Annotated in this window: 21 protein-coding genes, 2 tRNA genes and 1 pseudogene; 13 read left to right on the top strand and 11 right to left on the bottom strand. The window is 63.7% G+C overall.

Features of this window, described 5'->3' with window-relative positions; genetic code table 11:
• Window positions 1-32: 32 nt before the first annotated feature.
• From BBSC_RS06785 to BBSC_RS14475, 4 genes and pseudogenes are all read right to left on the bottom strand, one after another.
• Complete coding sequence (locus BBSC_RS06785) at window positions 33-377, bottom strand: hypothetical protein (protein WP_033516995.1); 345 nt, start codon at window positions 375-377, stop codon at window positions 33-35.
• Window positions 377-1,651 carry a hypothetical protein gene (locus tag BBSC_RS06780; RefSeq protein ID WP_033516993.1) on the bottom strand — a complete coding sequence of 425 codons (1,275 nt, stop codon included), beginning with the start codon at window positions 1,649-1,651 and terminating at the stop codon, window positions 377-379. The genes BBSC_RS06785 and BBSC_RS06780 overlap by 1 nt, the downstream gene beginning before the upstream one ends.
• A gap of 10 nt (window positions 1,652-1,661) precedes the next feature.
• Entirely contained in the window at window positions 1,662-2,528 is an 867-nt protein-coding gene (locus BBSC_RS14480) for a phage tail protein (protein WP_331386616.1), read from the bottom strand.
• 45 nt (window positions 2,529-2,573) lie between these two features.
• Window positions 2,574-3,362: pseudogene (locus BBSC_RS14475) on the bottom strand (phage tail spike protein); the annotation flags it as partial.
• Window positions 3,363-3,436: 74 nt separating this feature from the next.
• On the opposite strand from BBSC_RS14475, the gene BBSC_RS06770 reads away from it, so the two are divergent.
• Complete coding sequence (locus BBSC_RS06770) at window positions 3,437-4,792, top strand: IS3 family transposase (RefSeq protein ID WP_034535409.1); 1,356 nt, start codon at window positions 3,437-3,439, stop codon at window positions 4,790-4,792.
• 133 nt (window positions 4,793-4,925) lie between these two features.
• Here the strand turns inward: BBSC_RS06770 and BBSC_RS06765 are convergent.
• Window positions 4,926-4,999 (bottom strand) — tRNA-Pro (locus BBSC_RS06765).
• 479 nt (window positions 5,000-5,478) lie between these two features.
• Here BBSC_RS06765 and BBSC_RS13925 point away from each other — a divergent pair.
• Together BBSC_RS13925 and BBSC_RS06755 are read left to right on the top strand one after the other, a co-directional pair.
• The gene (locus BBSC_RS13925) at window positions 5,479-6,798 is read left to right on the top strand and encodes a hypothetical protein (RefSeq protein WP_033516987.1); all 1,320 of its coding nucleotides are present in this window, start codon (window positions 5,479-5,481) and stop codon (window positions 6,796-6,798) included.
• A gap of 347 nt (window positions 6,799-7,145) precedes the next feature.
• Window positions 7,146-7,664, top strand: coding sequence for a GNAT family N-acetyltransferase (locus BBSC_RS06755; RefSeq protein ID WP_197074463.1), 519 nt, complete (start codon window positions 7,146-7,148; stop codon window positions 7,662-7,664).
• A gap of 45 nt (window positions 7,665-7,709) precedes the next feature.
• Here BBSC_RS06755 and BBSC_RS06750 read toward each other — a convergent pair whose 3' ends face one another.
• The gene (locus BBSC_RS06750; RefSeq protein WP_231649371.1) at window positions 7,710-8,561 is read right to left on the bottom strand and encodes a hypothetical protein; all 852 of its coding nucleotides are present in this window, start codon (window positions 8,559-8,561) and stop codon (window positions 7,710-7,712) included.
• 220 nt (window positions 8,562-8,781) lie between these two features.
• Here BBSC_RS06750 and BBSC_RS13920 point away from each other — a divergent pair, with 220 nt between their 5' ends.
• Window positions 8,782-9,075, top strand: a complete 294-nt coding sequence (locus BBSC_RS13920; RefSeq protein WP_033516981.1) for a hypothetical protein — start codon at window positions 8,782-8,784, stop codon at window positions 9,073-9,075.
• A gap of 105 nt (window positions 9,076-9,180) precedes the next feature.
• Here the strand turns inward: BBSC_RS13920 and BBSC_RS06740 are convergent, their stop codons facing one another.
• From BBSC_RS06740 to BBSC_RS06730, 3 genes are all read right to left on the bottom strand, one after another.
• On the bottom strand, window positions 9,181-10,218 hold the full coding sequence (locus tag BBSC_RS06740; RefSeq protein WP_033516979.1) for a winged helix DNA-binding domain-containing protein: 1,038 nt from the start codon (window positions 10,216-10,218) through the stop codon (window positions 9,181-9,183).
• Window positions 10,219-10,528: 310 nt separating this feature from the next.
• Window positions 10,529-10,602 (bottom strand) — tRNA-Pro (locus BBSC_RS06735).
• A gap of 313 nt (window positions 10,603-10,915) precedes the next feature.
• The gene (locus BBSC_RS06730; protein WP_033516977.1) at window positions 10,916-12,535 is read right to left on the bottom strand and encodes a peptide ABC transporter substrate-binding protein; all 1,620 of its coding nucleotides are present in this window, start codon (window positions 12,533-12,535) and stop codon (window positions 10,916-10,918) included.
• A 455-nt stretch (window positions 12,536-12,990) separates the two neighbouring features.
• Here BBSC_RS06730 and BBSC_RS06725 point away from each other — a divergent pair, with 455 nt between their 5' ends.
• The 5 genes from BBSC_RS06725 to BBSC_RS06705 all read left to right on the top strand — a co-directional run bounded on the left by BBSC_RS06725 (window position 12,991) and on the right by BBSC_RS06705 (window position 18,367).
• Complete coding sequence (locus BBSC_RS06725; RefSeq protein ID WP_033516975.1) at window positions 12,991-14,079, top strand: glycerol dehydrogenase; 1,089 nt, start codon at window positions 12,991-12,993, stop codon at window positions 14,077-14,079.
• Between the two features lie 150 nt (window positions 14,080-14,229).
• Window positions 14,230-14,889 (top strand): YesL family protein, encoded by a 660-nt coding sequence (locus BBSC_RS06720; RefSeq protein WP_033516973.1) that lies wholly within the window; start codon window positions 14,230-14,232, stop codon window positions 14,887-14,889.
• 319 nt (window positions 14,890-15,208) lie between these two features.
• Entirely contained in the window at window positions 15,209-16,492 is a 1,284-nt protein-coding gene (locus BBSC_RS06715) for an ABC transporter substrate-binding protein (RefSeq protein WP_033516971.1), read from the top strand.
• 139 nt (window positions 16,493-16,631) lie between these two features.
• Complete coding sequence (locus BBSC_RS06710) at window positions 16,632-17,510, top strand: carbohydrate ABC transporter permease (RefSeq protein ID WP_033516969.1); 879 nt, start codon at window positions 16,632-16,634, stop codon at window positions 17,508-17,510.
• Complete coding sequence (locus BBSC_RS06705) at window positions 17,510-18,367, top strand: carbohydrate ABC transporter permease (protein WP_033516968.1); 858 nt, start codon at window positions 17,510-17,512, stop codon at window positions 18,365-18,367. The genes BBSC_RS06710 and BBSC_RS06705 overlap by 1 nt, the downstream gene beginning before the upstream one ends.
• A gap of 158 nt (window positions 18,368-18,525) precedes the next feature.
• On the opposite strand, the gene BBSC_RS06700 is transcribed toward BBSC_RS06705, so the two are convergent.
• Window positions 18,526-20,127 carry an ABC-F family ATP-binding cassette domain-containing protein gene (locus BBSC_RS06700; protein ID WP_033516967.1) on the bottom strand — a complete coding sequence of 534 codons (1,602 nt, stop codon included), beginning with the start codon at window positions 20,125-20,127 and terminating at the stop codon, window positions 18,526-18,528.
• A gap of 238 nt (window positions 20,128-20,365) precedes the next feature.
• Here BBSC_RS06700 and BBSC_RS06695 point away from each other — a divergent pair, with 238 nt between their 5' ends.
• The 4 genes from BBSC_RS06695 (at window position 20,366) to BBSC_RS06680 (ending at window position 23,789) form a co-directional block, all read left to right on the top strand.
• Window positions 20,366-21,079 (top strand): DUF969 domain-containing protein, encoded by a 714-nt coding sequence (locus BBSC_RS06695; RefSeq protein ID WP_033516965.1) that lies wholly within the window; start codon window positions 20,366-20,368, stop codon window positions 21,077-21,079.
• A 1-nt stretch (window position 21,080) separates the two neighbouring features.
• Window positions 21,081-22,034, top strand: coding sequence for a DUF979 domain-containing protein (locus BBSC_RS06690; RefSeq protein ID WP_033516964.1), 954 nt, complete (start codon window positions 21,081-21,083; stop codon window positions 22,032-22,034).
• Between the two features lie 105 nt (window positions 22,035-22,139).
• A complete protein-coding gene (gene pcp / locus BBSC_RS06685) occupies window positions 22,140-22,790 on the top strand; it encodes a pyroglutamyl-peptidase I (protein ID WP_033516962.1) in 651 nt (216 codons plus the stop codon).
• A gap of 138 nt (window positions 22,791-22,928) precedes the next feature.
• On the top strand, window positions 22,929-23,789 hold the full coding sequence (locus BBSC_RS06680) for a M15 family metallopeptidase (RefSeq protein WP_231649370.1): 861 nt from the start codon (window positions 22,929-22,931) through the stop codon (window positions 23,787-23,789).
• 827 nt (window positions 23,790-24,616) lie between these two features.
• Here BBSC_RS06680 and BBSC_RS14405 read toward each other — a convergent pair.
• A complete protein-coding gene (locus tag BBSC_RS14405; protein ID WP_033516961.1) occupies window positions 24,617-24,850 on the bottom strand; it encodes an ATP-binding protein in 234 nt (77 codons plus the stop codon).
• Window positions 24,851-24,962 lie beyond the last annotated feature (112 nt).

Raw genomic sequence — 24,962 nt, 5'->3', positions numbered from 1 at the left:
CGGGTTGACTGATCGGTCTGTTCTGTTGTTCTTCAGTTATGCGGATGTCGTGATTGGTAGTTCCAGTCGTCGGCGTCGAGCCGGTGCCGGTAGTCGTCGTTCAGCTGCTGGTAGCGGGCGTGGCCCGCGCCGTTGCCGCCGCGTTCCACGTATGCCTTGCCGGCGTCGAGCTGATGTTCATGCTGCATACGGCTCGTGGTCGGGAGGAACAGGCTTTGCCGGTAGATCTCCAGTTCGAGCCGGCGGATGGTCGCGGATTCGGCTATGGCCTGTTCCATGTCCCTGCGTTGGTCGATGCGGCGTAGGAGCCATGTGACGAGTGTGGTGAGTGTGCCGGATCCGAGGATCGTGCACACGATGGGGATGGTCATATCCATCAGGACACGCTCTTCAATCCGTTGAGGTGGACACTGAACGGCGGCGAGCACACGCTTGCCGAGTCGCTGCCAGCGAGGGTGAACGCTTTGGCGTTGCCCGCGCCGTCGGTGAACTCGATGGTGATGTTCCGTGTGCCGGTCACGGGCGTGATCTTGGCGATGAGCCATTCCGCGTTGATGGTGCCGCCTGTGGTCTTGCTGACGGATTGCACGAAGACCTGCCGTGTTCCGGCGGAGTCCGAAGTGAATTGGTATTTGCTTGACAATACGGGGAAGGTGACCGGCCCGGTGACGGTTTTGCCGTTGTTGTAGTAGCGGTTGGGTGAGAGCGTGAGTAGCGCGTGACTGTACACGCCCATGCCGGAATACACGACGGTGCAGGCCACGTTGAATGGGTAGTCGAACAGTTCGTACTGGGAATAGAGGCGTCCGTTGTCCTTCAGGTACAGGGTGCCGTCGGAGAATATCCCGAAATCCGATCCCGGCATGACGATGCCCGGCTTGTCTGCCGTGGCGATGCCGCCCGCGTCTCCGGGGTCGCCTTTGTCGCCTTTCTCTCCCTGTTTGCCGCGTGGCAGTCCCAGTGCGACGGTGATGTCGCCGTTCGTATCCGTGCCGGTGGTGACGGTGGGCGTGCCGGTGTCGAGGGCGGCGGCGGTCATGCTGCTGATGGTGCTGCCGCGTGGGAGGGAGAGGTTAAGTTTGCGTTTCCATCCGCTGCCGGTGAGCGCGCCGGTGGCTTTCCTGTTGGGGTTGAGGGTGGTGACGGTGCCGAGGTCGATGCTTGCGGTGTCGATTAGTTCCTGTGCCTGGTCGATGGTGTCGTGCAGGTCTTTCAGGGGGTCGGCGAGTTCTCCTGCCTTGGGGTTGAGGCGGGCGGGGTCGATGAGCACGGGGATGTTTCGGCTGGTGATGACGTTGCCGTCGGCGTCCTCGATGTCGATGCCCGCCACGGTTCGTTCCCCGGCTTGCAGGAGCAGGGCGCGCGGCACCGGTGTAGTGAAACTGACTTGGTGGACGCCGGTGGGGTTGTCGGTGCCGCTGGTCTTGGTCATGCTGGTGTATCCGCCGCCGCTGGCCGGATCCGTGGGGTCGCGGTTCCATGTCAGGTTCGCCTTCAGCCCGTTGAGGTCGTCCACGTCGTTGCCGCCGTCGGTGATGTGGAACTTGAGGATGCGTCCGTCGATGTCTCCGGCGTTCAGCCTGATGGGTGGCGTGTAGTCGTTGGCGAGGTCGAGCGTGGTTTCGATGGTGCGGTATTTCTCGATTTCCAATGCTGTTTCTTTACTCGGTGGTTTCCTGTTTGACGAACGCGCCGTTGGTGAACGTCCATGTGGTGCCGGTTTCGTCGGTCAGGCCGATCGTCTCGCCTAAGGTGATGGCGAGCTGGTCGTGGTGGATGGTGACGCCGCCCGTGGTGGATTGGCTGATTGCCTGCGCGTGGCTGGCGGCGATGGCGGCCGCGTCGTCCCATGCGCGTGATCTCTCCGCCACGCTCGCCGTGGCGGCATCCCAGTCGGGTCGCCGTGCGTCGAGGGTTTCGCTCGCATGGTCCCACGCATCCTGTTTGGCTGCCAGGATTGTCGCCGCGTTGTTCCAGCTGTCGGTGTTCCCGTTGACGGTGTTCGTGGTCGCCTCCCATCGGGATGCGTTGGTTTCGACGGTGTTCGTGGCGTCGTTCCATCGGTTGGTGTTGTCCACGACGGTTTGGGCGACCTGATCCCATTTGGAGGCGTTCTGGGCCACTTGTTGGCTGGTGGACTGCCATGCGCCGGTGTCGGCGATCACGCGGTCGAGACGTTGTTGCACGTTGCGGCTAGACGTGGTGAACCGTTCGATGATGTTGCCGATCGTAATGACCGTCAACGCCGGGTCGAGCAGGTTTTCCTCCAGTTGCAGCACGCGCCCGGAGAGCCGCAGGTCGGGTGTGAAGGTGGTGTCCACGAGCAGCACGCGGTCTCCCAATGCCACGCCTTGCGTGTTCATGCCGGATCTTGCGAGGGTGAGCACGTCGGCCTCGTAGCTGATGGTGGGTGTGCTGCGTCGCTTCAGCTCGGCTTTGGTTTCGGCGAGCAGCTGGGCCTTGTCCTCGCAGTCGCCGTTCTCGTAGATGCCCTCGGCCGGGTGGATACTCGTGGTGGCGACTTCCATGAGGCTGATGTCGTCCACATACATGACGCCGGTGGGCTTCTCGACCTGGATACGGATCGAGTCGCACTTGGCGTGGGTGGTGAACCGGCGCGTGGTCTTCGTCCACCGGCCTGTGTTCGCGGGCGGCGTGAGCACGATGTCGGAGGTCGGGTACACGGTCACGTTCTGCGAGACCTTCAGGCTCACGGTCGCGCTTGCCGCCCCGTGGGTCCACATGGTCAGCTGGTATTCCCGGCCGCCTTTGACTTTGGTGGGGTCGCAGATCGCGGACGTGGCGCATGTGTCGGTGTCGGTGCCCATGCGCAGCATGACCTTCCCCTCGCAGGGGGTGATGTCGCCGTTCTTCTTGACGAGCGCGTCGAGGAATGCCGTGGACGGTGAGAGCAGCCATCCCGCGCCGTAGGTCTTCTCGAACCCGCCGCCCGTGATGAGGTTCGCTCCCAGCGTGCTTACGGCCGGGCCGGGCACGCCCCACAATGCGGTGGCCTGCTGGTCTTCGACGTAGGGTTTGCCGTTGTTGATGTCCTTAAAGTCGATGCGCCGCCCGTAGCCGCCGGTCTCGTTGCCTTCCTCGTCCAAGGTGGGCAGTCCCTTGCCGTACCCATAGAGTCTGGTTTTCACATGGCTGGCGTCCACGGTGCGAACGATGCCCTTGAGATCATGCCCGTACTCGAAGCGGCGTGGTATGCCGGTCTGGTCGCCTTGTGCTTTGACGAGGTTGATGGCCCGGTCGGTGATGTGCGTGTGGGCCGGATCCATGAGGTAGCTGGCGGTGATTTCCAGATTGAACTTGGCGGCGGTCTTCTCCACGGCCTCCCATGCGCTGATATGGTAGAAGCTTAGGTCCGCGGTATCGGAGGGGGTGCGGGCGAAAAGTTGGACGTTTTGGCGTCCGGATTGGAGTCCGCATGTTTTCGATGGAGGATCGGCGCAGGGCCGTTGACCTGTATTTCACGGAGGGCATGACCATCAGGAAGGTCGTCGCCGAGCTCGGCTACCCGTCCGAGGGCGCGGTGGTGAAATGGGTTCGCGAGGACCCGCGCTACACGGGCGAGTGCAGGCGTTCGTATGCGCTGGAGTGCAAGACGAACGCGGCCAGACGCGCGCTCGGCGGCGAGTCCCTCGCCCGCGTGGCGCGCGACGCGGGTTGCACGCCGACGAGCGTGTACCAGTGGATGCGCCGCTACCGGAGCGAGGGGATACTGGGACTGATGGATAGGAGAAACGCGCCGGCACCGGCCGGACCGGTGTCCGCGGCCGGCGATGACGTGGAGGAGCTGCGCCGGCAGGTGGAGGCCCTCAGGTTGGAGAACGCGGTGATGCGGGAGACGATCAATGTTTTAAAAGCCGACGACCCGCGCCTCGACCCGTCCATGCTGACGAACAGGGAGAGGACGCGGGTCGTCGACGCGATCAGGGGTGAATTCGGCCTGGCGTCCTGTCTGAAGGCCGTGGGGCTGAAACGCAGCACCTACTATTACGAGCGCGGCGCGATCACCGCGGGCGACAGGTACGCCGTGCTGCGGGCCCGCGTCACGAGCCTGTTCGAGAAGGGCGGGCGCGTGTGGGGCTACCGGACCATCCACCGCATGCTGCGCCTCGACGAGACGGACCCGCTCGTCGTCTCGGAGAAGGTAGTGCGCCGGATCATGCGCGAGGAGGGACTGCGGCCAGTGTACCTGAAACGCCCGAAGCGGTGGAGCTCCTATGAGGGGGGAGATCGGCGAGGCCCGGCGAACCTCGTGGAGCGGGACTTCCACACCGACGCGCCGAACGCGCTGTGGGTCACGGACGTCACCCAGTTCACCATGGACGGGTACAAGTGCTGGCTCTCCCCGGTGGTCGACTGCTTCGACGGCATGGTCGTCTCCTGGACCTTGTCGCGCTCCCCGAACGCCGACATGGCGAACCGGATGCTCCTCGACGCGGTCGCCACGCTCAGGGATGGTGAACATCCAATCATCCATTCCGACCGCGGCTGCCACTACCGGCGGGACGAATGGATTCGCATCTGCGAGGAGCACGGGCTAATCCGGTCGATGAGCGCCAAGGGATGCAGCCCGGACAACGCAGCCGCCGAGAGGTTCTTCGGCAGGATCAAGAACGAGTTCTTCTACGGGCGGGACTGGAGCGGCGTGGGCTACGAGGAGTTCCGCGAACGCTTATCCGCCTACCTGACCCACTACAATGAGACTAGGATCAAGAAGTCACTGGACTGGATGAGCCCCGTGCAATACCGCAAACACCTTGGACTGGCCGCCTGACCGTCCAAAAAAACATCCGCACCCCCCTACCAACGGCTTCGGTCAATCCGTTAACACTGGAATCGTGTTAACGAACGACCCCAGATCAAAAAGAAGAAGCCCTACATCCCAAGCGGGAGTAGGGCTTTCATTGTCGGGCTGACAGGATTTGAACCTGCGACGTCTTGCTCCCAAAGCAAGCGCGCTACCAAACTGCGCCACAGCCCGTTTCATGCCTTAAGGCATAACTTTTCAATTATACGCACTGAGTGGGACACTCTGCACCTTCAGACACCCGCGGAATCAACCCTTAAAGCATCCGCAAACTCGGAGGTCTGCGGTCATTGTTAACCATTGTTAACGGATGCCATTTTTCAGTTTTTGCCGAAACCTAAAAACCCAAGCGGCAGTAAGCCTCAGCGAGGGTCATAGCTTTGCTGGTTTGGTATCATTCTGCTCCCAAAGCAGACGCGCTACCAAGCTGCGCTACAGCCCGAGGCCGCCGAAGCGACAATCCATTATTGTAGCGTATGCGTGGACGTAGCGGAGACATGCCGGCCATCACGCCCCGTGCGGCTCCGACCCGTGCCGGGAATCCATCGAATACACCATAATCGCATGATTATGCCGCGGCGGGGAATGGGTCGGAATCATGCGAGGGCAAAGCAGGTCACGCTACAATAAGATGTGGCATGGAAGGAGCTGGCATGGGACGACATCAGCGGGCCGAGACGCTCGGCTTGATCTCGTTCCTGTTCTGCTCGATGATCGCGTTCGCGGCCATGAGCCTGTACATTCAGTTCGCCCCGGCCATCTGGCAGGTCACGCAGCGCCGTCTGAGCGTGTGCGCCGGCGTGATCTGCGCATGCGGCGTCGTCTCGTTCTGCATCGGGTACGCGAGCAATTCCAGGTCGCTCACCCTCAAGCACGGCTGGTGGATGCCGATCCGCCGCATCTTCGAAATCGTCGCGTTGTCCGTCGTCTACGCGGCGACGATATTCCTGTCTTCGTTCGCGATGCTCAACGCGGTCAACTCGCTGATGGGCATGCACCTGTTCGGCGGATACCTGCCGGCGGTGTGCGCCGGGTTCGCCGGCGTCGTCGGCTATATCACCTTCGTGCAGGCCGAACTCATGAACGCGAAGACCATCGCCTCGCTGCTGCCCCTGTTCGTCATTTCCGGCGTGGGCACCGCCGGCCTGACCACCGACGATCCGAACTGGTACCACAACAACTTCTCCCAACTGGGCGACCGCACCACCTTCGCCGCGAACATGTTCAACGCGACGCTGATGCTCGCCGGCACCTGCATCATCATCGTCAGCTACTTCGCCGTGTCCGAGCTGATCACGACCGAGCGCCTGCAACGGCTCTGCCGCCGGCAGATGCAGGCGGGCGGCGCCGAGATCTCCTCGGCGGCCAGGCAGGGCGCGGCCGGCGGTCGGCCGGGCGCCGTCGCCGAGGTGAAACATGACGTTGGGCGTGAGACCAGGCATGACGAGATCCCGCATTTCAGGGTCCGCATCGTCATTCTCTCGACGCTGCTGACCGTGTCCGGCCTCGCCTTCATCGGCATCGGCGTGTTCCGCTACACGCCGCACTACATCATGCACAATGTGTGCGCGAAGGGTCTGCCCATCGTGATGGGGGTGCTGCTGCTGGCCCTGCCATGGCTGGCTCCGCGTCTGTCCAAGGCGATGTACGTCGTGTCCGACCTGGCGATTCTGGTGTGCGCCGCGTTCGGCATCAACATGCTCATGGGGTACAACACGCTGACCAATGTGGAAGCGCTGGCCGGCATGTTCTTCCTCGGGTGGTTCATCGTCTTTTCGCGCCAGATCGCCGCTATCGAGGCGGATCGTGTGCAGCAGCAGCTGGTGATCCTGCAGGCCGGCGCAAGCTTGGGCATCGGGGATGCGCAGGTCATCGCGGCAGCCCGATCCGGGAGCGGCGTTGACGCCGGTGCCATGGCCGAGGAGGATCGGTCCGCGGCGGCGTTGGAATCGCGGTTGGCCTCGGATCGGTGAACGGCTGGGGGGCTGCGGCCGGTCCGGTGACGGGGCTGCGGCCGACGGGCTTGAAAAATCTCCTGATGGGATGCAATATGGGGCATACGGGGCCATTGTTCGCGTGAAATGTCGCGGGAATGCGAGTTGTCGGTGCGCGGGGTTGTAGCGAAAGCCCTTTTTCTGCCTCGTTTGCCGCCTGTATAACGTTATGAATCATGGTTTCGCGATGCTCGCGCACCGACAACTCGCGTTTATGGCTCTTGGACCGTCGGATTGGTGCCGAATACGGGTTTGGCGAGAGGCCGTGGTCCTCAGCATGACTGGATCGCGGCGAGCCGGCGCATGCGGCGCATACACTGGAGCCTATGAGCAATGAAGCTGAATCGTCGGATCGCGTCGTGATCGGGCCCATGGACGACCGTGCCGCCGCGCTGCTGCCTGAATTCCTGTATGAGGTGATATTCCAACCCGAGGAGGGGAAACGGTTGCCTCGTACGGTGATCCGGCAGCCGGAACTCTGGCGGTATATCGAGGGTTTCGGCGGACGGCCGGGGGATTGCGGCATGGCCGCCGTGATCGACGGCACGGTGGTCGGCGCCGCATGGAGCCGCCTCATGCGCGGATACGGGTACGTCGATGACGGAACGCCCGAGCTGGCGGTCGCCCTGTATCCGGGATACCGGGGCCGTGGCATCGGCGGTCGTCTGTTGCGGGCGTTGTTCGCGGAACTGCGCGATCGGGGTTTCCGGTCGGTGTCGTTGTCCGTGCAGCACGCGAATCCGGCGCATGCGCTGTACCGGCGACTGGGGTTCGTCGAGGTCCGCGCCATGCCGGACGAATCCATCATGACGCTGCGTCTGGCGGCCGACGACGGCGTACGGTAGATAGGTTGCGGATGGGCCGTGCGGGCGGAATGCCAAAACCCGCGGTCAGGCGATGAATCGTAGATAGGTGCGGTCGTCGAATGAGTCGAGACCGGGCGTAAACCCCTTGGTGGACCGGTATTCGCCGATGAGCGCGGGATCCTCTTGCCGCAGCCGCCGCAACTCATCTTCCGAGCGTTCGAGCGTGGGCCGCAGCAGGGGATAGCCGTCCGATGCGAGCACCACCTCGTCGCCGGGATCGACGCGCACCACACGGATCGGATAGTCCGGATCGGTGAACCCGTCGAACACGAAGTAGCCGTACGGGCCGCGCTTGTTGGCGAACTGCGATTGCAGACGCAGGAACGGCAGGATCATCTCGCGGGCCTGATCTTGGTCCGGGGCGCTGGCGGGAATGCGTGCCGCGTCGCCGTGGCCGTCGGACGTATGGCCGGTGCGGCCGGCGCTGCCGTCCCGTTCGCGCAATGCCAGCGTCGTGAACGCGCGCAGCTCGCCGAGCAGTTCATCCACGCGCTTGACGGTGGGGGTTGGCGTTCCGTTGACCATGATCTGGCAGTCGCCGAACAGCCACGCCTCGTGCCGGGCCTCGCTGTACATCACCGCATTGGCCTGCAGCCGTTCCAGCGGCTCGCGCTCGAAGAAGGCGAAGCCGTATTCGTGCGTGCGATAGGCATCCCGGAACCGTTGATCTACCGCGTGCTGCACCTGCCTCATGGCGGTGTCGGGCGGCAGCGAGGAGATGACATCCACAGCCAAATCCTTGGCGATGACCCCGCCGCTCGGATGCCACGCCTTGCGGACGCTTTTGCCGGTCACCCCATCCACCACCGCGGCGAACCCGTCGGTGACGACCAGTCCGTCCTCGTTGAGGGACTGGTCGGGATTCTTGCCATGCATATACCGCTCAATGATGCGCATAAGACGCCTCCCGTTCCCGTTTCCATACCCACGTTACCGCACGCCGGTCGGGCGCGGCCCATGCCGTCGATACGCTGCGCGCGCCGTCTGTACACAGGTGTGGCGCATGGCATGCCGTTCCCAGCCTATTCTGCTATGGTCTCATTCATACGCCTTGGTGTTTGAGAGGCGCAACCAATCAAACGGATCGGGGAAGATCATGAGCGATGAAGCATTGACCGATGGCACCGACGTGGCGGACGGCGCGAACGCCGTGGACGACACGAATGCGATGGACGACGCGAACGAATCGTGCTGCGCGGCGAACGCGGGGTCCGCGGCATGCGGCGGACTCGGCCGCTGCCCGCTGAAGAAGATCAGCAAGAACGATGCCGTCGCGGGCATCATCACGCTGGCTATCATGGGCGTGACCATCGCGCTGAGCATGTACGCGCAGTACGCGCTCACCAAGTGCGCCGTCAGATCCGCGCTCAAGGGAACGCGACTGCGCTGAGAGCGTTCCGGCCTGCATGCGGGTCTTGCTTCGATCGGATATCCGATCGAAGCAAGACCCGTTTCCGTATATACGGTTCGAGGCCGGGGTCGGGACGGCCGCGCTTTATTGACACAAGGGCGGTGCGAACATCACGCGTATGCGCTCGCCGGTGAACAGACGGCGGGCCCGCGCCTCGATGATGCGCTGCGCCGTGGGGGAGGGCTCGCGGAACGGCGTGATCGTGACCGTGCTCCCCGTCCGTTTCCATCGGGCGCGGGCGCGGCCGCGATACAGCACGATCGGGAAAACGATGCCGGCGATATTGGTGACGAGCTTGAGATCCCGATCGTCGATGATCCGTGACCGGTCGCGATATCCCAGCACCAACTGGTCGAATCCCGCTAGAAACACGCAGGCCGGTACGTGTGTTCCCGCGTCGTCCAGTTCGCCGGCATACAGGTATGACGTGCCGTTGACGAGGGTTTCGGCCAGCTGCGGCCGTATCCGGCGGATCAGTTCGCGCACCTCCGCCACGCGATACCCGAGGAACGCCGCGCAGTCGCCTGCCGTCGCCGGACCATAGTGCTGGAAATAACGCAACGCGAGCAGCGTGCGGGCCTCGTCGCGGTCCATCCATGTGACGGGCGGAGGCAGCATGAACCGTTTCTCCGTACCGGGTTGGTATGCGATCAGACCGCGATTGCACATTTCCTTGAGCAGCCCGCCCCAGCCATGGAATATGCGCGTCAGCAGATCGTCGTCCATGCCGGCGCTGCGGCACGCCTGTTTAAGCCCGTCCCTCCCGTCGATACCGGAGGCGACCTGTTCGCGGATGAACGCCGACCAGCGCGCCGAATCCGCGGGGGAGATGCCCCAGCCCGTCTCGACCCAAGGGCCGCGGATATCCCTCGCCGACAGATACAGGCCCAGTTCATCGGCGCGTACCACATGCATGGTGCCGCGATGCGACCATATCTTCACCAACCCGTCATTCCACGTATCGGGCGTGAAATCATTCGCTCTGATGCGCAATGCGTCGCATGGAGCCTGCGCGAACTGTGCCTGCAGGCCGCACAGATCGGACACGACCGTGCGTTTCGGCGCGCGGTCGGTCACATGCTGGCGGACCAGCGTGCAGGCGAGCAGGTCGGTGCGGTCCATGTGGCTCCTTTGCCGTGCGGTGCGGATAAGTATGGCTACCAGCATACGCAAGCATGTGAACAAATGTTCGATATGCGTGTTATGCGGGTTGTCTGCAGCTTCTTCGGGAAGTGCGACTGCAATGGGGCGTGTTTACGCATACTCGCTATGACGTCGGATGATCGATGCTGTGCGTTCGTTTCGGCGCCTTGGATGCTGGGCGGAGAGGGGTTGCGTATGCCGTCGAACACGTTTTTGGGTTGGCGTATATACATTTTTTGGGCATGAAAAAGGGAGAAACGTTGGAATTTCAACGAATCTCCCTCGCTAGTCGGGCCGGCGGGATTTGAACCCGCGACCCCTTGACCCCCAGTCAAGTGCGCTACCAAACTGCGCTACGGCCCGAACGGTGCTCAAAAGCACCGAGTAGATAACTTACCAGATGTGAAGAAAATTGCAAGTCGCAAACGGTACTACGGCGAGTCTCGCGGAATGATGCGGTTTTTATATGTGGCTCTGTTAGACCATATTCGGCGTATTCCGCTCCCGCTGGCGGGGCTGTCGGCGAAAATCTAGCTGGGGTCGGCGGTGCCGTGCAAACCACCCTCAGTCTCGCTTCGCGAGCCAGCTCCCGCCAGCGGGAGCGCGACAAAGTTGGCCTAACAGAGCTTTCTCGATGCAAGTGCGCCGTGGCCGTTACCGTTCGGCGGCGAACTCGCTATTTTTTGGTGATGAACGCGAGCACGGGATCGCCGCCCCAATTGAACTGCACGCCTTTGAGCCCCTTGGCGGCGGCTCCGACCGTGTTGTAGTTGTAGATCGGGATGGATGGCAGGTCGCGCAGCAGAATCTCTTCGGCCTGCTGGTAGGTCTTGTTCGCCTCGTCGATGGATGCGGCCGACGCGGCCTTGTCCAGAAGCGCGTCGAACTCGGGGTTGAAATACTTGTCTCGGTTGGATCCGCTCTGGTATGCGGACGTCGAATAGACCGGGGCGAGATAGTTCTCGAGCGCCGGATAATCGGGACCCCAATAGTCGTTATATGCGGTGTTGAGCTTGCCGTCGCTCAGTGCGCTCTTGTACTCCTGCTTCGTGGCGAACACGTTGAGCTTCACGTCGATGCCTAGGGCGTTCTTCAGCTCGTTGGCGATGGCCTGGTCGGCGTCCTTGTTGGTGTCGTCGGCGCTATAGGACAGCACGAACTGGCCTTCGAACGGGGAGATCGCGTCGGCCTGAGCCCACAGCTCCTTCGCCTTGGTCTCGTCGTGGGAGAGCACGTCGTTGCCCTTCAGCGAATCCGAATAGCCATCGATCACCTTCGAGGAGAAGTCCTTTGCCGGCTCGGCCATGCCGTTCATGATTTTGGTGCAGATGGCATCGCGGTCCAACGCCAACGAGATGGCCCTGCGGCGCAGCGTTCCCTCCTTGCCGGAGAAATGCGCCAAGTCCATCGGAATGCCCAATGCCAGGCGGCGGGGACCCGATTCGCTGTATCCGGTCAGCCTCTTGTCGGACATGAGGTTCCTCAACGCGGTGGCGGGCACGTCGCCGGTCACGTCAAGGTTCCCGGCCTGCACGTCGGCATATTCGGATTTCGGATCCGTGTACACCTTATAGGTCAGTCCGTCGTTCTTCGGCTTGTAGTATCCGGTGTAATCCGGGTTGGGCACCACTTCGATGCTCTCCCCGTGCTTCCACGCCTTGAACTTGTACGGACCGTTGCCCACGGGCTTTTCCCCGAAGGCCTTGGGGTCCTTGTAGAAGCTTTCGGGCAGCGGGGCAAGGCCGCCGTACGCGAGCATGGTCGGGAAGATCGAGCAGGGCTTGTTGAGCGAAATCGAGAAATGCGTATCGTCCTCGACCTTCAGCCCGGACAGCTGTTCGTCGCCTTTCAAACCATCTTTTTGCAGATCGTCGTATCCTTGGATCAGAGACAGGAAGCTGGAATTCAGCTGGCCGTTCTTCGCATTCGCGGTGTAGCTCCACGCCTTGGTGAAGCTCTCGGAAGTCACCGGCGTGCCGTCGGTGAACTTTCCGCCGCTTTTCAGCGTGACGTCGAACCGGCTGCTGTCCTCGTTCGCCTTGACCGATTCGGCCGCCTCGTCGACCAGCGACCCGTCGGGCTTGGTGGCGACCAGCCCCGAGAACAGCATGCCTACGACCAGCGACCCGCTTCTCTCGTTCGTATTGCCCGGCACCAGCGGGTTCGACGGCTCGCTGATGCCGAAAGTGATGATGTCGTCCTTCGGAGCCGATGACTGGCCACCGGCCCCACAGCCCGACAATCCCATGGATAGCACGGCGATCCCCGCCAGCATTTTCAACGCATTACCGCGCATGATTACTTCCTTTCATAAACTCCGCCAGCCCCAACCACCAGCACTGGCGGAACGTCGCGCGACTCGCATGGGAGTCCCGTGAACAACTTTGATGATAGGCCACGCGAGCGCATCCCGGAATGAACGGCATATCGCTTGGGTGTCGCACGGCGATTCCGATGCGCGGGAGAACCGCGAGAGCAATCCCGAAGGCGCGGACACAGCCGGGACGCAATGACCGACAAGAGCGGCGAAACCGGGGGATAATCAACGAATCTCGTGAAAGTCGTTACCGCAGCGGGTTGTGGGTGCAGAACGGGTGATGCTCGCCCCACCGTAATCGGCGGGTTTCGGGGGCTGTGGGATCCGCCCGCTTGGCTGTAGACTTGGAGTCGAGACCCGTGGCCGGTGGGGGCCGGCCATCCGTGGGCCGGCATCCAGGCCATCAGTGGATCATCGATACGAGGAGGTATCCCATGAGAAAAGTACTGTGCTCTCCCGGAAGCTACATCCAGGAGGAAGGCGCGCTGTCGTCCCTTGCCCGCGAATACGGGGAGCTGGGCTCCGCCGGCGCGTACCTGATCGTCGACCCGTTCATCGACCGGATGTACCGTGACCGGATCGTCTCCGGCTTCGACGAGTCGGACACCGCGTACCGCTATGAGATGTTCGGCGGCGAATGCTCGACGAACGAGGTGAACCGCCATCAGGCCCTGCTGTCCGGCAACGACGCGGTCATCGGCATCGGCGGCGGCAAGACGCTCGACACCGCCAAGGCGGTCGCCCATTTCGCCGGGCTGCCGGTGATCATCGCGCCGACCGCGGCGTCGTCCGACGCGCCGTGCTCCAGACTGTCCGTGCTGTACACCGACGACGGGCAGTTCGACAAGTATCTGCCGTTGCCCGCGAATCCGAACAAGGTCGTCATGGACACGGACCTGATCGCCAAGGCCCCGGCGCGATTCCTCGTCGCCGGACTGGGCGACGCGTACGCCACCTGGTTCGAGGCGGCCGCCTGCGTCAAATCCAACGCCGTCACCATGACCGGGGGCCACGCCACCAATGCGGCCGAAGCCATGGCTCGACTGTGCCATGACATCCTCGTCGCGGACGGCGTCAAGGCGCTGGCCGCCGTCCGCAAGGGCCTGCGCACGCCCGCCGTCGAGCAGATCGTCGAAGCGAACACGCTGCTGAGCGGCATCGGCTTCGAATCCAGCGGGCTGGCCGCGGCCCACGCCGTGCACAACGGACTGACCGCGCTCGAGGGCACGCACCGTTACCTGCATGGCGAGAAGGTCGCCTACGGCACGCTCACGCAGCTGGTGCTCGAGGACCGTCCCGTGGCCGATCTGGAGGAGGCGTATGGGTTCTTCCGTGCGGTCGGACTGCCCACCACCCTGGCCGGCATCGGCGTGGCGGACGCCACCGACGAGGACCTGCTGCGCGTCGGCGAGCTGGCGTGCGCTCCCGAAGACACCATGGGCAACATGCCCTTCGCGGTCACTCCGGCGGACGTGGCGGCCGCGCTGCGCGCCGTCAACGAGCTCGATGCCGTGATCGGCTGACCGCCCGGAACCGGTCGTCGCCGGCGCGTGGCGCGCTACGGCGGCATCCCAGTCCGACTGACGTCGTGGATGCCGCCGTCGCGCGGGCCGGTCGCGCCGGCCCTCCGCCACATGCGCTCCGCGCCAATCCATGTCGTCAAGGATTGACCTATGTCCAATATGTCCAGGTTCTTTGATCAGAACAATCTCTTTTTCCGGTTCATGGGCGTCGTCGGCGATCTGATCCTGCTCAATCTGCTCACGCTGCTGTGCTGCCTGCCGGTGATCACTGCGGGGTCCTCGCTCACGGCGATGCACGCCGTCCTGTGGCGCATGGTCCGGCATGAGGAGACCTATGTCGCGCGTGACTTCCTCACGCGGTTCAGGCGCGATTTCAGGCAGGCGACGCTGTCCTGGCTTGGATTCCTGCTGGCAGGCGCCATAATGGCGGTGGATGCGTGGGCGTCGCCGAGCCTGCCGGGGCATCTGAGGCTGCCGATGCTGGCGTTCCTCGCAATCGTGGGCACCGCGCTGGCCGCGCTCGCGCAATGGTATTTCCCGATGCTGTCACGCTACGAGAACACGATCGCCGGCCATGTGAGGAACGCGGCGTCGCTGGCCGTCGGCTGTTTCCCCCGTACGCTGTGCATGCTGGCGGTTCTCGCCGCGTTCGCGGCGGCGTATCTGATGTATTTCATCCAAGCGGTCCCGTTTTTGGTCATTCTGGGCATCGCTCTTCCCGAATACTGCTGCGCGTGGATCTATGATCCGGTTTTCCGCCGCCTTGACGGCGACGTCGACGCCCGGTACCGGCCCGTACGCGGGAAGTAGCCGGCGGAATCGCCTTCGTGCCGGGAGAATTGTGCCCGTCGGCCCCGTATCGGCGGAATATCAGGCTTGTATAGTCGCTGATCAGCATGATGCAATGTGTCGAACCGATTCGACACGCCGAACGTAAAAGATTTGACGAACCGGTCCGGTGATGATAACTTGAAGCATGGGGATGCCTCGAACCGGTTCGATTCGAGGTGAAAAGGGAGAAATTCAAAAAACGCATGAGACAAGTTGGGACTCGTGCGCTCGCATGCAATTGCCAATGCCACCTTCGCGCGCAAAGCTGCCGTGACGGTGGCGGAGAAAGGAAAATACAATGGCACATTCCTCATGGATGAAAATCGGCGCGGCGGCGACCGCCGCCGTCATGTCGCTCGGCATGCTGTCCGCGTGCGGCGGCACGGCTTCGAGCGACGCCACCAAGATCACCATCTTCAACTCCAAGGTCGAGATCGAGGACCAGATGGAGGCCATGGCCAAGAAATACTCCAAGGAGAAGGGCGTCAACGTCGAGGTCTACTACTCCAACGACACCGTGGCGGCGCACCTTGCCACCAAGTACGCCTCCAAGGAGCCGTACACCATCTCCATGGTCGACGCGAAGGACGTCTACGCCCTCGCCGCCGAGCATGCCGTGGACCTGTCCGGCGAGGCCTGGGTCAAGGACACCGACTACGCCATCGCCATCGACGGCAAGACCTACGGCTTCCCGGTCTCCGTCGAGGCCAGGGGCCTGATCTACAATGCCGATGCCATCAAGAAGGCCACCGGCAAGGACTTTGATCCGGGGAACTACCGGACCCTGGACGACTTCAAGAAGCTCATCGGGGAACTCAAGGCCGGCGGCATGAAGTCGCCGACCGGCGTCATGAAGGAGGACTGGTCGCTGGGCGCGCACTACCTGTCGCAGGCCTACGAGGAGCAGGGCGACGTGCAGGCCTTCATCGACGCGCTGCTCGCCGGCAACGCCGACCTGAAGGGCAACCGCAAGTGGAACTCCCTGATGGACACGTTCGACGTGCTCAAGGAGAATAACTACGCCAAGTCCTCCGCCGTCTCTGCCGAGCGCGAGGTGACCGAGCAGAAGCTGGCCGAAGGGGAGATCGCCTTCATGTTCGGAGGCAACTGGGACTGGTCCGTGCTCAACCAGTACGACTATTCCAAGAACATGGGCATCATGCCGGTCCCGCAGAACATGGACGACGGCTCCAACGAGAAGATCGTCGGCGGCGGGTCCAAGTACCTGTTCATCGATTCCTCGTCCAAGACCACCGACGCGCAGCGCGCCGCGGCCAAGGACTTCCTGAACTGGCTGGCCAATGACAAGGAGGGCCAGTCCTTCGTGGTCAACGACTGCTCCATGGTCTCGCCGTTCAAGACCAACACCCTCGAGGTCTCCGATCCGCTGGGCAAGTCGGTCAAGAAGTTCGCCGACTCCGGCATGATGTACCCGAACTACAACTACCTGCCGGACGACCACTATTCCGTGCTGGGCGCGAGCTTCCAGAAGTACCTCGCCGGCGAGCAGGACCGCGACGGCTTCGCCGACGCGATCACCGCGTACTGGAAGACCGCCAAGCTCTCGGGCTACGTCTCCTGACCGGCTGTCCGGTGTGGCCAGCGCCGGCCGGTTGGCTGACGCCGGCCGGCACCGGCCGGCACATGTAATCGATCGCAATCGGGTCGTGGCGCTCGGCGTTGGGGCGAGCCCCGCGGCCCGATTCATGAATGGAATTGTAATGAAACACAGTAGGTTTTCGTACAAGTTGGGGCAGTTCCTGATATTCGCGGGTCCAGCGGGCATCCTGTTCTGCGCCGTCGTCGTGCTGCCGTTCATCTACGGCATCTATCTGACCTTCACCAGCTGGGACGGCGTCTCGAACTCCAAGCCGTTCGTCGGGCTGTCCAATTACCGGCAGGCCTTCGCCGACGCCATGTACTGGTCCGCGCTGGGGCGGACCGTCGTCTACTCGGTCATCGCCGTGGTACTGGTCAACAGCGTCGCCTTCCTCCTCGCCTACGCGGTGACCAGCGGCATCAAGGGGCAGAACTTCTTCCGCGCCGGATTCTTCATCCCGAATCTGATCGGCGGCATCGTCCTCGGCTACATATGGAAGTTCGTCTTCAACCGCGCCTTCGTCGCCATCGGCGAAGCGTTCGCGGGGTCCAAGCCGGACTCGCTGCTCGGCAGCCCGGGCGGGGCGATGTTCGCCCTGATCCTCGTTTCGGTCTGGCAGTACGCGGGATACATGATGCTGATCTACGTGGCCGGCTTCATGAGCGTCGACCAGAGCCTCAAGGAGGCGGCCATGATCGACGGGTGCAACTCCACCAAGGCCATGTGGCACGTCATCGTCCCGCTCATGCGCTCGTCCTTCGTGCAGTGCATCTTCCTGAGCACCACGCGGTGCTTCATGGTCTACGACCTGAACCTCTCCCTGACCAAGGGCGAGCCGTTCAACCAGTCGGTGCTCGCCGCGATGCACGTCTACAATCAGGCGTTCGTCTACAAGAACTACGGCATCGGGCAGGCGGAGGCCCTGATCCTGTTCGTCATCTGCGCCGTCATCGGCGTGCTGCAGGTGTACATCGGCAAGAAGGGCGAGGTGGAGGCGTGATGACAAGCCAGAACAACATCCGGACAAGGGCCATCCACGCCATCGTGTTCGCCCTGCTGTCGGCGGCGCTGCTGGCGTTCATCCTGCCGTTCCTGCTGGTGGTCATCAACGTCTTCAAGAAGAAGGCCGACATCAACACCGCGCCGCTCGCCCTGATCGGCAAGCGGGGCTTCACCCTGGACAACTTCCCGGACGCCATGGAGAAGATGAACTTCTGGACGGTGTTCGCCAACTCGGCGGTCATCACCGTCTGCGCCACGGTGCTCACGGTGCTGGTGTCGGCGATGGCCGCGTACGTGATCGTCCGCAACCCCGCGTGGAAGGCGTGCTCCATCTTCTTCGCCGCGATGGTGGCCTCGATGGTCATCCCGTTCCAGGTGCTCATGGTCCCGCTGGTCTCCGTGTACGGCGGCATGTTCGGCGTGCTGAACCACAGGGTGACGCTGATCCTCATGCATGTTGGCTTCTCCGTCTCGCTGGCCACGTTCATGTTCCACGGCGCGATCAAGACCAACGTGCCGATCGAGCTCGAGGAGGCCGCCGGCATGGACGGCTGCAGCACATGGCGCACCTTCTGGACCATCGTGTTCCCCCTGCTCAAGCCGACGATCGCCACCATCACGATCATCGACGCGATGGCCTTCTGGAACGACTATCTGCTGCCCTCCCTAGTGCTCGGCAAGCGCGAGCTGTACACCATCCCGATCGCCACGCAGATCTTCTACGGCACGTACTCCAACGACATCGGCCTGATCATGGCGGCGCTGCTGCTGGCCATGCTGCCGATCCTCATCATGTACCTGTTCCTGCAGCGGTTCATCGTCGAGGGGGTCACCGCCGGCGCGGTCAAGGGCTAAGCCGGCCAAGCCGCCGTCCGCGTGGGGCACGGATATGGCAAGTCCTCCGGAACCCTTGATATGCAAGGGTTCCGGAGGACTGTTTCATATTCGAACATAACAGTCGCGATACTGTATCGCTTTACTGTATAACAGTATGCGGCCGGCCCGCGCCGCCCCTACTCCTCGGCGACGAGATCCAGATACGAGTCGTTCCACAGGTCCTCGTCGCCGTCGGGCATGAGCAGCACGCGCTCCGGGTTCAGGGCCTGCACGGCGCCCTCGTCGTGGGTGACGAGCACGATCGCGCCCTCGTACTTGGCGATGGCCTTGAGGATCTCCTCGCGCGAGGCCGGGTCGAGGTTGTTGGTCGGCTCGTCGAGCAGCAGCACGTTGGCGCGCGAGGTCACCAGCGTGGCCAGGGCCAGGCGGGTCTTCTCGCCGCCGGAGAGCACCTTGGCCGGCTTCATTGCGTCGTCGCCCGAGAACAGGAACGATCCGAGGATGGAGCGCGCCTGCGTGTTGTCGAGCTCGGGCGCGACGTGCTGCAGGTTCTCCAGCACGGTGGCGTCGAGATCCAGCGTGTCGTGCTCCTGCGCGAAGTAGCCGATCTTGCAGCCGTGGCCGTAGTCGACCGAGCCGGTGTCCGGCTCCTCGATGTGCGCGAGCAGGCGCAGCGTCGTGGTCTTGCCGGCGCCGTTGTAGCCGAGGATCACCACGCGCGAGCCCTTGTCGACCGCCAGATTCACGCCGGCGAACACGATGTTCGAGCCGTACGCCTTCGAGATCTCCTTGGCCATGATCGGCGTGCGCCCGCAGGGCGCCGGCTCGGGGAAGCGGATGTCCGCCACCTTCTCGGCCTTCTGCGCCTCGCTCGTTTCGGACAGCAGGCGCTCGGCGCGGCGCATCATGTTCTGCGCGGCCACGGCCTTGGTGGCCTTGGCATGCAGGCGGATGCCCTGCTTCATGAGCCGTTCGGCCTTCTTCTCGGCGACCTCGCGCTCGCGGCGGCGGCGCTCCTCGTCGACCACGCGCTGGTGCAGGTACGCCTTCCAGCCGAGCGAGTACATGTCGATCTGGCCCAGCTGGGCGTCCAAGTGCCACACCTTGTTCACCGTCTCGTCGAGCAGCTCGGTCGAGTGCGAGATGACCAGGAACCCGCCCTCGAACTTCTTGAGGAAGCCGCGCAGCCACTCGATCGAATCGGCGTCCAAGTGGTTGGTCGGCTCGTCGAGGATCAGCGTGTCCGCGTCGGAGAACAGGATGCGCGCCAGTTCGATGCGCCGGCGCTGGCCGCCCGAAAGCGTGCCGAGCGGGCGGTTCATCACGTCCTGCGGCAGTCCGAGGCTGTCGGCCATCGCGATCGCCTCGGACTGCGCCGCGTATCCGCCGGCCTTGTCGAAATCCTGCATGATCTTGTCGTAGCGGTTCATCGCGCGCGTCATCACGTCCGGATCGGGATCGGTCATCTCCTTCTCGCACTTGCGCATGCGGCTGATGATCGCGGCGATGTCGCGGGCGCTCATCATGCGGTCGAGCGCGGTCTGCTCCTGATCGGCGGCGTGCGTGTCCTGCGGCAGATAGCCGAGCTTGCCCGAGACGCGCACCTTGCCGGAGGTCGGCAGCATGTCGCCGGTGATCACGCGGGTCAGCGTCGTCTTGCCGGCGCCGTTGCGGCCGACCAGACCGATCTTGTCGCCCTTGGCCACATGAAAGTCCGTCGGATGCAGCAGCGTGCGCGCTCCGATCTGAATCTCGAGTCCCTGCGCCTCAATAGCCATGAATCAACCTACTTGCCTGTAATCGATGCCTGTCAGCAGTGCGTAAAAGTCCAACCGACCATCATAGCGAACGCCCTGCCGATGCGCCCGCGGGGCCGCACGGCGCGGGATTTTTCCGCAACATCTCCCGATCCGAAACGTTTTGGTCGTACACTGTCTATATCCATACACGCTTCCGGCACAATGTCGCGGCTTGACGCGTGTGCATGCGTGTGCAGTACTAGGAAGGAATTCCCGCATGGACCCGAATTATCTCGTGCTTTTGGGAATCGTGATCGTGATAGTGGGCTTCGCCCTCAAGCTCGACGCGATCCTGATCATCATCGTGGCGGCCGTGGTGACCGCGCTCGTCGGCGGCATCGGCGCCGACGGCTTCCTCACCACGCTGGGCACCTCGTTCGTCTCGAACCGGAGCATGGCGATCTTCATCATCGTGCTGCTGGTCACCGGCACCCTGGAGCGCAACGGCCTGAAAACCGCCGCCGCGCAGCTCATCGGCAAGGTGAGGAACGCCACGCCCGGCATGGTGATCGCCCTCTACGGCGTGATGCGTCTCGTGTTCGCCGCGTTCAACGTGAGCTTCGGCGGCGTCGCCGGATTCGTGCGCCCCGTCATCATGCCGATGGCGGTCGGCGCCATCGAGGCCTCCGGGCACAAGCCGAACGACGAGTACGTGGAGGAGCTCAAGGGCATGGCCTCCGGCATGGAGAACGTGGCGTGGTTCTTCGGCCAGGTGCTGTTCGTGGGCACCGCCGGCGCGCTGCTCGTGCAGTCCACCCTGAAGCCGCTCGGCTACGACGTCGAGCTGCTGCGCATGGCCGCCATCGAGGTCCCGGTCGCGGTGATCGCCGTGGCGGTCACCGCCGCCTACTACATGGTCAAGGACGCGCGCCTGCGCAAGAAGTACTACGGCGCGGCCGCCGCGACGGCCGGCAACGGCAAGGAGGCGTGACATGTCGTTCTTCATGGACCCGACCGTTACCATCGGCACGAAGATCCTCGAGGTCTTCTACATCTTCATGGGATTCATGTCCGTGTACGCGGGCGTGCGCAACCTGCTCGACAAGACCAACAAGGCCCGCTACGGCACCTTCGTGTTCTGGACCGCGCTCGGCGTCGTCATCGCGTTCGGCCGGTGGATTCCCGCCGTCGCCGACGGCGTGCTCATCATCGTCATGGTCATCCCCGCGATCTTCCGACAGGTACGCAAGGGCGCAGCCTCCGACGCCGGCGCGCCGAGCGAATCGGAGGTGGCCGCGAACTTCAAGCGCATCGGCATGCGCATCTTCGTTCCGGCCCTGTGCCTCGGCGTGTTCGCGATCATCGGCGCGCTGATCCCGAGCGTCAGCGCCCTGACCGGCTGCTGCATCGGCGTGATGATCGCCGCCGTGATCCTGTACGCCTTCTCGCGCGACAACAAGCCGACCGTCTTCCTCAACGATTCGGAGCGGCTGCTCTCGTCGATGGGTGCGCTGTGCATGCTGCCGATGCTGCTGGCCAGCCTCGGCGCGATCTTCACCGCCGCGGGCGTCGGCGACGTGATCGCCGAACTGGTCGGCGGCATCATCCCCAAGGGCAACGTCACGGTCGGCATCATTGTGTTCGGCGTCGGCATGATGCTGTTCACGATGATCATGGGCAACGCCTTCGCCGCGATCACCGTGATGACCGTGGGCATCGGCGCGCCGTTCGTGCTCGCGTACGGCGCCGACCCGGCCGTGATCGGCATCCTGGCGCTGACCTGCGGCTACTGCGGCACGCTGTGCACGCCGATGGCGGCCAACTTCAACATCGTGCCCGTCGCGATGCTCGACATGAAGGACCGCATGGGCGTGATCAAGAAGCAGGTGCTGCCGGCGCTGGTGATGATCGTCGTGCAGATCGTCTACATGCTGATCGCCCGGTAGCCCGTTCCGAAACCCGTCTCGGCGCGTCCGGCGCGCGGAGGGCGGCCTTCCGGTCGCCGCCGCGCGCCCGTTCATACCAAACCAACAACAACGAAGGAGTGTGCCATGAGCCACAAGATTCTGGTCACCGGATTCGACCCGTTCGGCGGAGAGCCGGTCAACCCCGCATTCGAGGCGGTCAAGCTGCTGCCCGACGAGATCGCCGGGGCGCAGGTGGTCAAGCTGGAGATCCCGACCGTGTTCACGCGCAGTGCACAGGTGGTCGAAGAGGCGATCGCGCGCGAGAGGCCCGACTACGTGCTGTGCATCGGGCAGGCCGGCGGGCGTTCGGCCCTGACCGTCGAGAAGGTCGCGATCAACCTCGCCGAGGCGCGCATCCCCGACAACGACGGCGAACAGCCGTTCGACACGCCCCTGCGCGAGGACGGTGACACCGCGTACTTCGCCACGCTGCCGGTCAAGGCGATGGTCAAGAACATCAACGACCACGGCATTCCCGCGTTCATGTCGTACACGGCCGGCACCTACGTGTGCAACAGCATCATGTACCACGTGCTCTATCTGCTCGACCGCAAGTTCCCCGGCGTCAAGGGCGGGTTCATCCACGTGCCGTACGCCACCGCGCAGGGCGTGGGCAAGGCGAACGGCACTCCGACCATGGAGATAGCGACAATGGCCCGGGGCATCGAGGCCGCCATCGAGGCCGCAGTCAGCGTCGAGGTCGATCACGACGACATCATGGGGGAGACCCACTAGACGCCTCTGATCTCATCCGCGTGGCGGATGGGATCAGGGAATAATCAGGGTATGGTCAGGGTCCAATCATTCCCGTGACCGAGGGCGCAGCCGACCGTTCCTTTCTATGCTGAAGCCAGCAGAGGAAAAGGAGCGACCATGGCACGCGTCATCACCAGCGATTCGATCCCCGTCACCACGCCATGCGTCCGCACGGCCGCCATGCGGCCGCCGGCTTCCGATTCGGCTCCGCATGCCCCTTCCGAGGCTGCACGCCGATCCATGGGGGCCGTGCGTGGTTCCCGCGAAGCCCGCGGCACCGTCGCCGGGGACGGAGCCTCCGCCGGGAGCCACGGCGGGACCCGCAGTTTCCAATCAGTGCGCCGCAAGCGCCTTGCCAAAGCGCTGCTCGGGCGCTTCGCCGGCTGGGGGCCGTTCGCGCCGGGAACCCCGCAGGCCTCCTACGCCGCGGACCGGTGGAACCTGATCATCGTGAACCGCTGGAACCGCATTCCCGACGATTATCCGGCTCCCGAATTGACCGAACTGGGCAACGGCCAGCGCGTGGATTCGCGCATCTACCCCGATCTGCAGCGCATGTTCGACGCGATGCGCGCGGACGGCCTCGATCCGGAGGTGAGCGCGGGATACCGCACGCGCGCCGAACAGCAGCAGCTGATGAACGACAAGGTGATCGTCTACCGCAACGAGGGCATGTCCAAGCAGGAGGCCGAGGACAAAGCCTCGCAGTGGGTGGCGATCCCGGGCACCAGCGAGCACGAGATCGGCCTCGCCGTCGACGTCAATGCGGCTGGCGCGTCCGATGCGGACGCCAATCAGCGGGTGTACGACTGGCTGGCGTCCAACGCATGGCGGTACGGCTTCATCCTGCGCTATCCGGACGGCAAGACGGATTTCACCGGCAACGCGTACGAGGCATGGCACTACCGCTACGTCGGCGCCGACGCCGCGAAAGCCATGCACGAATCCGGCCAATGCCTCGAGGAATACATGAAATAAGCCGGTCGGTTCCTGGGATGTGGCTGGCGGAAGCCGCCCCGCGTGATGGGCGGCACGCCCGCCGCAAAACCAACCACGCCCACCTGCTCGAAGCCGTCCCGCGTGATGAGGCGGCACCCTGCGGCGGCGCGCCCACCGCGCAATCACGTGATACCGCATTCATTGTGCGTTCGTCCTTCCGCTGCGCGGGTGAGGCATCCACTGGGTAATGAGCCTTCCACGACGCAGCGCCATCCACCGCGCGCCAAGTCGTCCACGGCGCGGTAACCCATCCACGGCGTGATAGTAGGAATGGCGGAATGGCGCGGATGCCGTGCGGCGGTGAACCGCGCCGTGGGAACATTACTTCGCGGTGGGATCAATGGTGCGTGGTGGAGACATGATCGCAGTGAAGCATCCACCGCGCGTTAAGGTATCCACGGCGATGCCAGTCGTTCATGACGTGGTAGATCATCTACGGCGCGGAACCCGTCCACCGCGTGGTAAATCGTCCACGGCGCGGTAAACCATCCACGGCGTGATGGCAGGAATGGCGGAATGCCGCGGATGCCGTGCGGCGGCGGACCGCGCCGTGGAAGCATTACCGCGTGGTGGGATCGATGGTGCGCGGTGGATGGGTTGCCGCGTGGTGGAAGCAATGGTGCGCGGTGGAGACATTATCGGATGGCGAAGCATCATCGCGCGGAGGAGGCAATGGTGTGCGGTGGAAGCGGCATCGCGCGGCGGATCGGGGATGAATACGAGGATGCGACGGTGCGTGTTGCGGCATGATGCGGCGGTTCCTTCAGCGAGGCTGTGTCTCATGGCATAAGAAGCCCGCGGACGCGCTAGTGACGGCGGCTCATATCCAGCCGGATCTCGGCGGCGAAATGGGCTGTATCGGGGCGGCTGAGACGCAGTGTCGCGCCCATCGCGCCGGTGGCGGCCTGTGCGATCGACAGGCCGAGTCCCACGCCGGGCACGGCGCTGATACGCGAGTTCTCTCCGCGGCGGAACGGCTGGACGAGTTCGTTCAGATCGTCGGGCAGCATCTCGTCGGTGGTGTTGACGACGGTGATCATCCATCCTCCGGAGCCCGTGGAGGAGGCACTGGGGGAGGGTCGGAGGCTGCGCCGGCACGGGACGCGGCCGTGCTCGTCGGCATCCTCGCGGGCCTCTACCCGGCTTCCCGTG

The organism is Bifidobacterium scardovii JCM 12489 = DSM 13734 (assembly GCF_001042635.1).
Classification (GTDB): Bacteria; Actinomycetota; Actinomycetes; order Actinomycetales; family Bifidobacteriaceae; genus Bifidobacterium; species Bifidobacterium scardovii.
Note: the sequence above shows the minus strand (reverse complement) of the source record. Positions and strands in the feature narration are given on the sequence as shown.

What these genes read in the sequence shown, in the direction of transcription:
- BBSC_RS06700 (WP_033516967.1), bottom strand. Translation starts at nt 20,127, where the DNA reads ATGGCTATTGAGGCGCAGGGACTCGAGATTCAGATCGGAGCGCGCACG.
- BBSC_RS06715 (WP_033516971.1), top strand. Translation starts at nt 15,209, where the DNA reads ATGGCACATTCCTCATGGATGAAAATCGGCGCGGCGGCGACCGCCGCC.
- pcp (WP_033516962.1), top strand. Translation starts at nt 22,140, where the DNA reads ATGAGCCACAAGATTCTGGTCACCGGATTCGACCCGTTCGGCGGAGAG.
- BBSC_RS13925 (WP_033516987.1), top strand. Translation starts at nt 5,479, where the DNA reads ATGGGACGACATCAGCGGGCCGAGACGCTCGGCTTGATCTCGTTCCTG.
- BBSC_RS06730 (WP_033516977.1), bottom strand. Translation starts at nt 12,535, where the DNA reads ATGCGCGGTAATGCGTTGAAAATGCTGGCGGGGATCGCCGTGCTATCC.
- BBSC_RS06755 (WP_197074463.1), top strand. Translation starts at nt 7,146, where the DNA reads ATGAGCAATGAAGCTGAATCGTCGGATCGCGTCGTGATCGGGCCCATG.
- BBSC_RS06680 (WP_231649370.1), top strand. Translation starts at nt 22,929, where the DNA reads ATGGCACGCGTCATCACCAGCGATTCGATCCCCGTCACCACGCCATGC.
- BBSC_RS06740 (WP_033516979.1), bottom strand. Translation starts at nt 10,218, where the DNA reads ATGGACCGCACCGACCTGCTCGCCTGCACGCTGGTCCGCCAGCATGTG.
- BBSC_RS06690 (WP_033516964.1), top strand. Translation starts at nt 21,081, where the DNA reads ATGTCGTTCTTCATGGACCCGACCGTTACCATCGGCACGAAGATCCTC.
- BBSC_RS14480 (WP_331386616.1), bottom strand. Translation starts at nt 2,528, where the DNA reads ATGGAAGTCGCCACCACGAGTATCCACCCGGCCGAGGGCATCTACGAG.
- BBSC_RS13920 (WP_033516981.1), top strand. Translation starts at nt 8,782, where the DNA reads ATGAGCGATGAAGCATTGACCGATGGCACCGACGTGGCGGACGGCGCG.
- BBSC_RS06770 (WP_034535409.1), top strand. Translation starts at nt 3,437, where the DNA reads ATGTTTTCGATGGAGGATCGGCGCAGGGCCGTTGACCTGTATTTCACG.
- BBSC_RS06695 (WP_033516965.1), top strand. Translation starts at nt 20,366, where the DNA reads ATGGACCCGAATTATCTCGTGCTTTTGGGAATCGTGATCGTGATAGTG.
- BBSC_RS06710 (WP_033516969.1), top strand. Translation starts at nt 16,632, where the DNA reads ATGAAACACAGTAGGTTTTCGTACAAGTTGGGGCAGTTCCTGATATTC.
- BBSC_RS06785 (WP_033516995.1), bottom strand. Translation starts at nt 377, where the DNA reads ATGGATATGACCATCCCCATCGTGTGCACGATCCTCGGATCCGGCACA.
- BBSC_RS06725 (WP_033516975.1), top strand. Translation starts at nt 12,991, where the DNA reads ATGAGAAAAGTACTGTGCTCTCCCGGAAGCTACATCCAGGAGGAAGGC.
- BBSC_RS06750 (WP_231649371.1), bottom strand. Translation starts at nt 8,561, where the DNA reads ATGCATGGCAAGAATCCCGACCAGTCCCTCAACGAGGACGGACTGGTC.
- BBSC_RS06720 (WP_033516973.1), top strand. Translation starts at nt 14,230, where the DNA reads ATGTCCAATATGTCCAGGTTCTTTGATCAGAACAATCTCTTTTTCCGG.
- BBSC_RS06705 (WP_033516968.1), top strand. Translation starts at nt 17,510, where the DNA reads ATGACAAGCCAGAACAACATCCGGACAAGGGCCATCCACGCCATCGTG.
- BBSC_RS14405 (WP_033516961.1), bottom strand. Translation starts at nt 24,850, where the DNA reads ATGATCACCGTCGTCAACACCACCGACGAGATGCTGCCCGACGATCTG.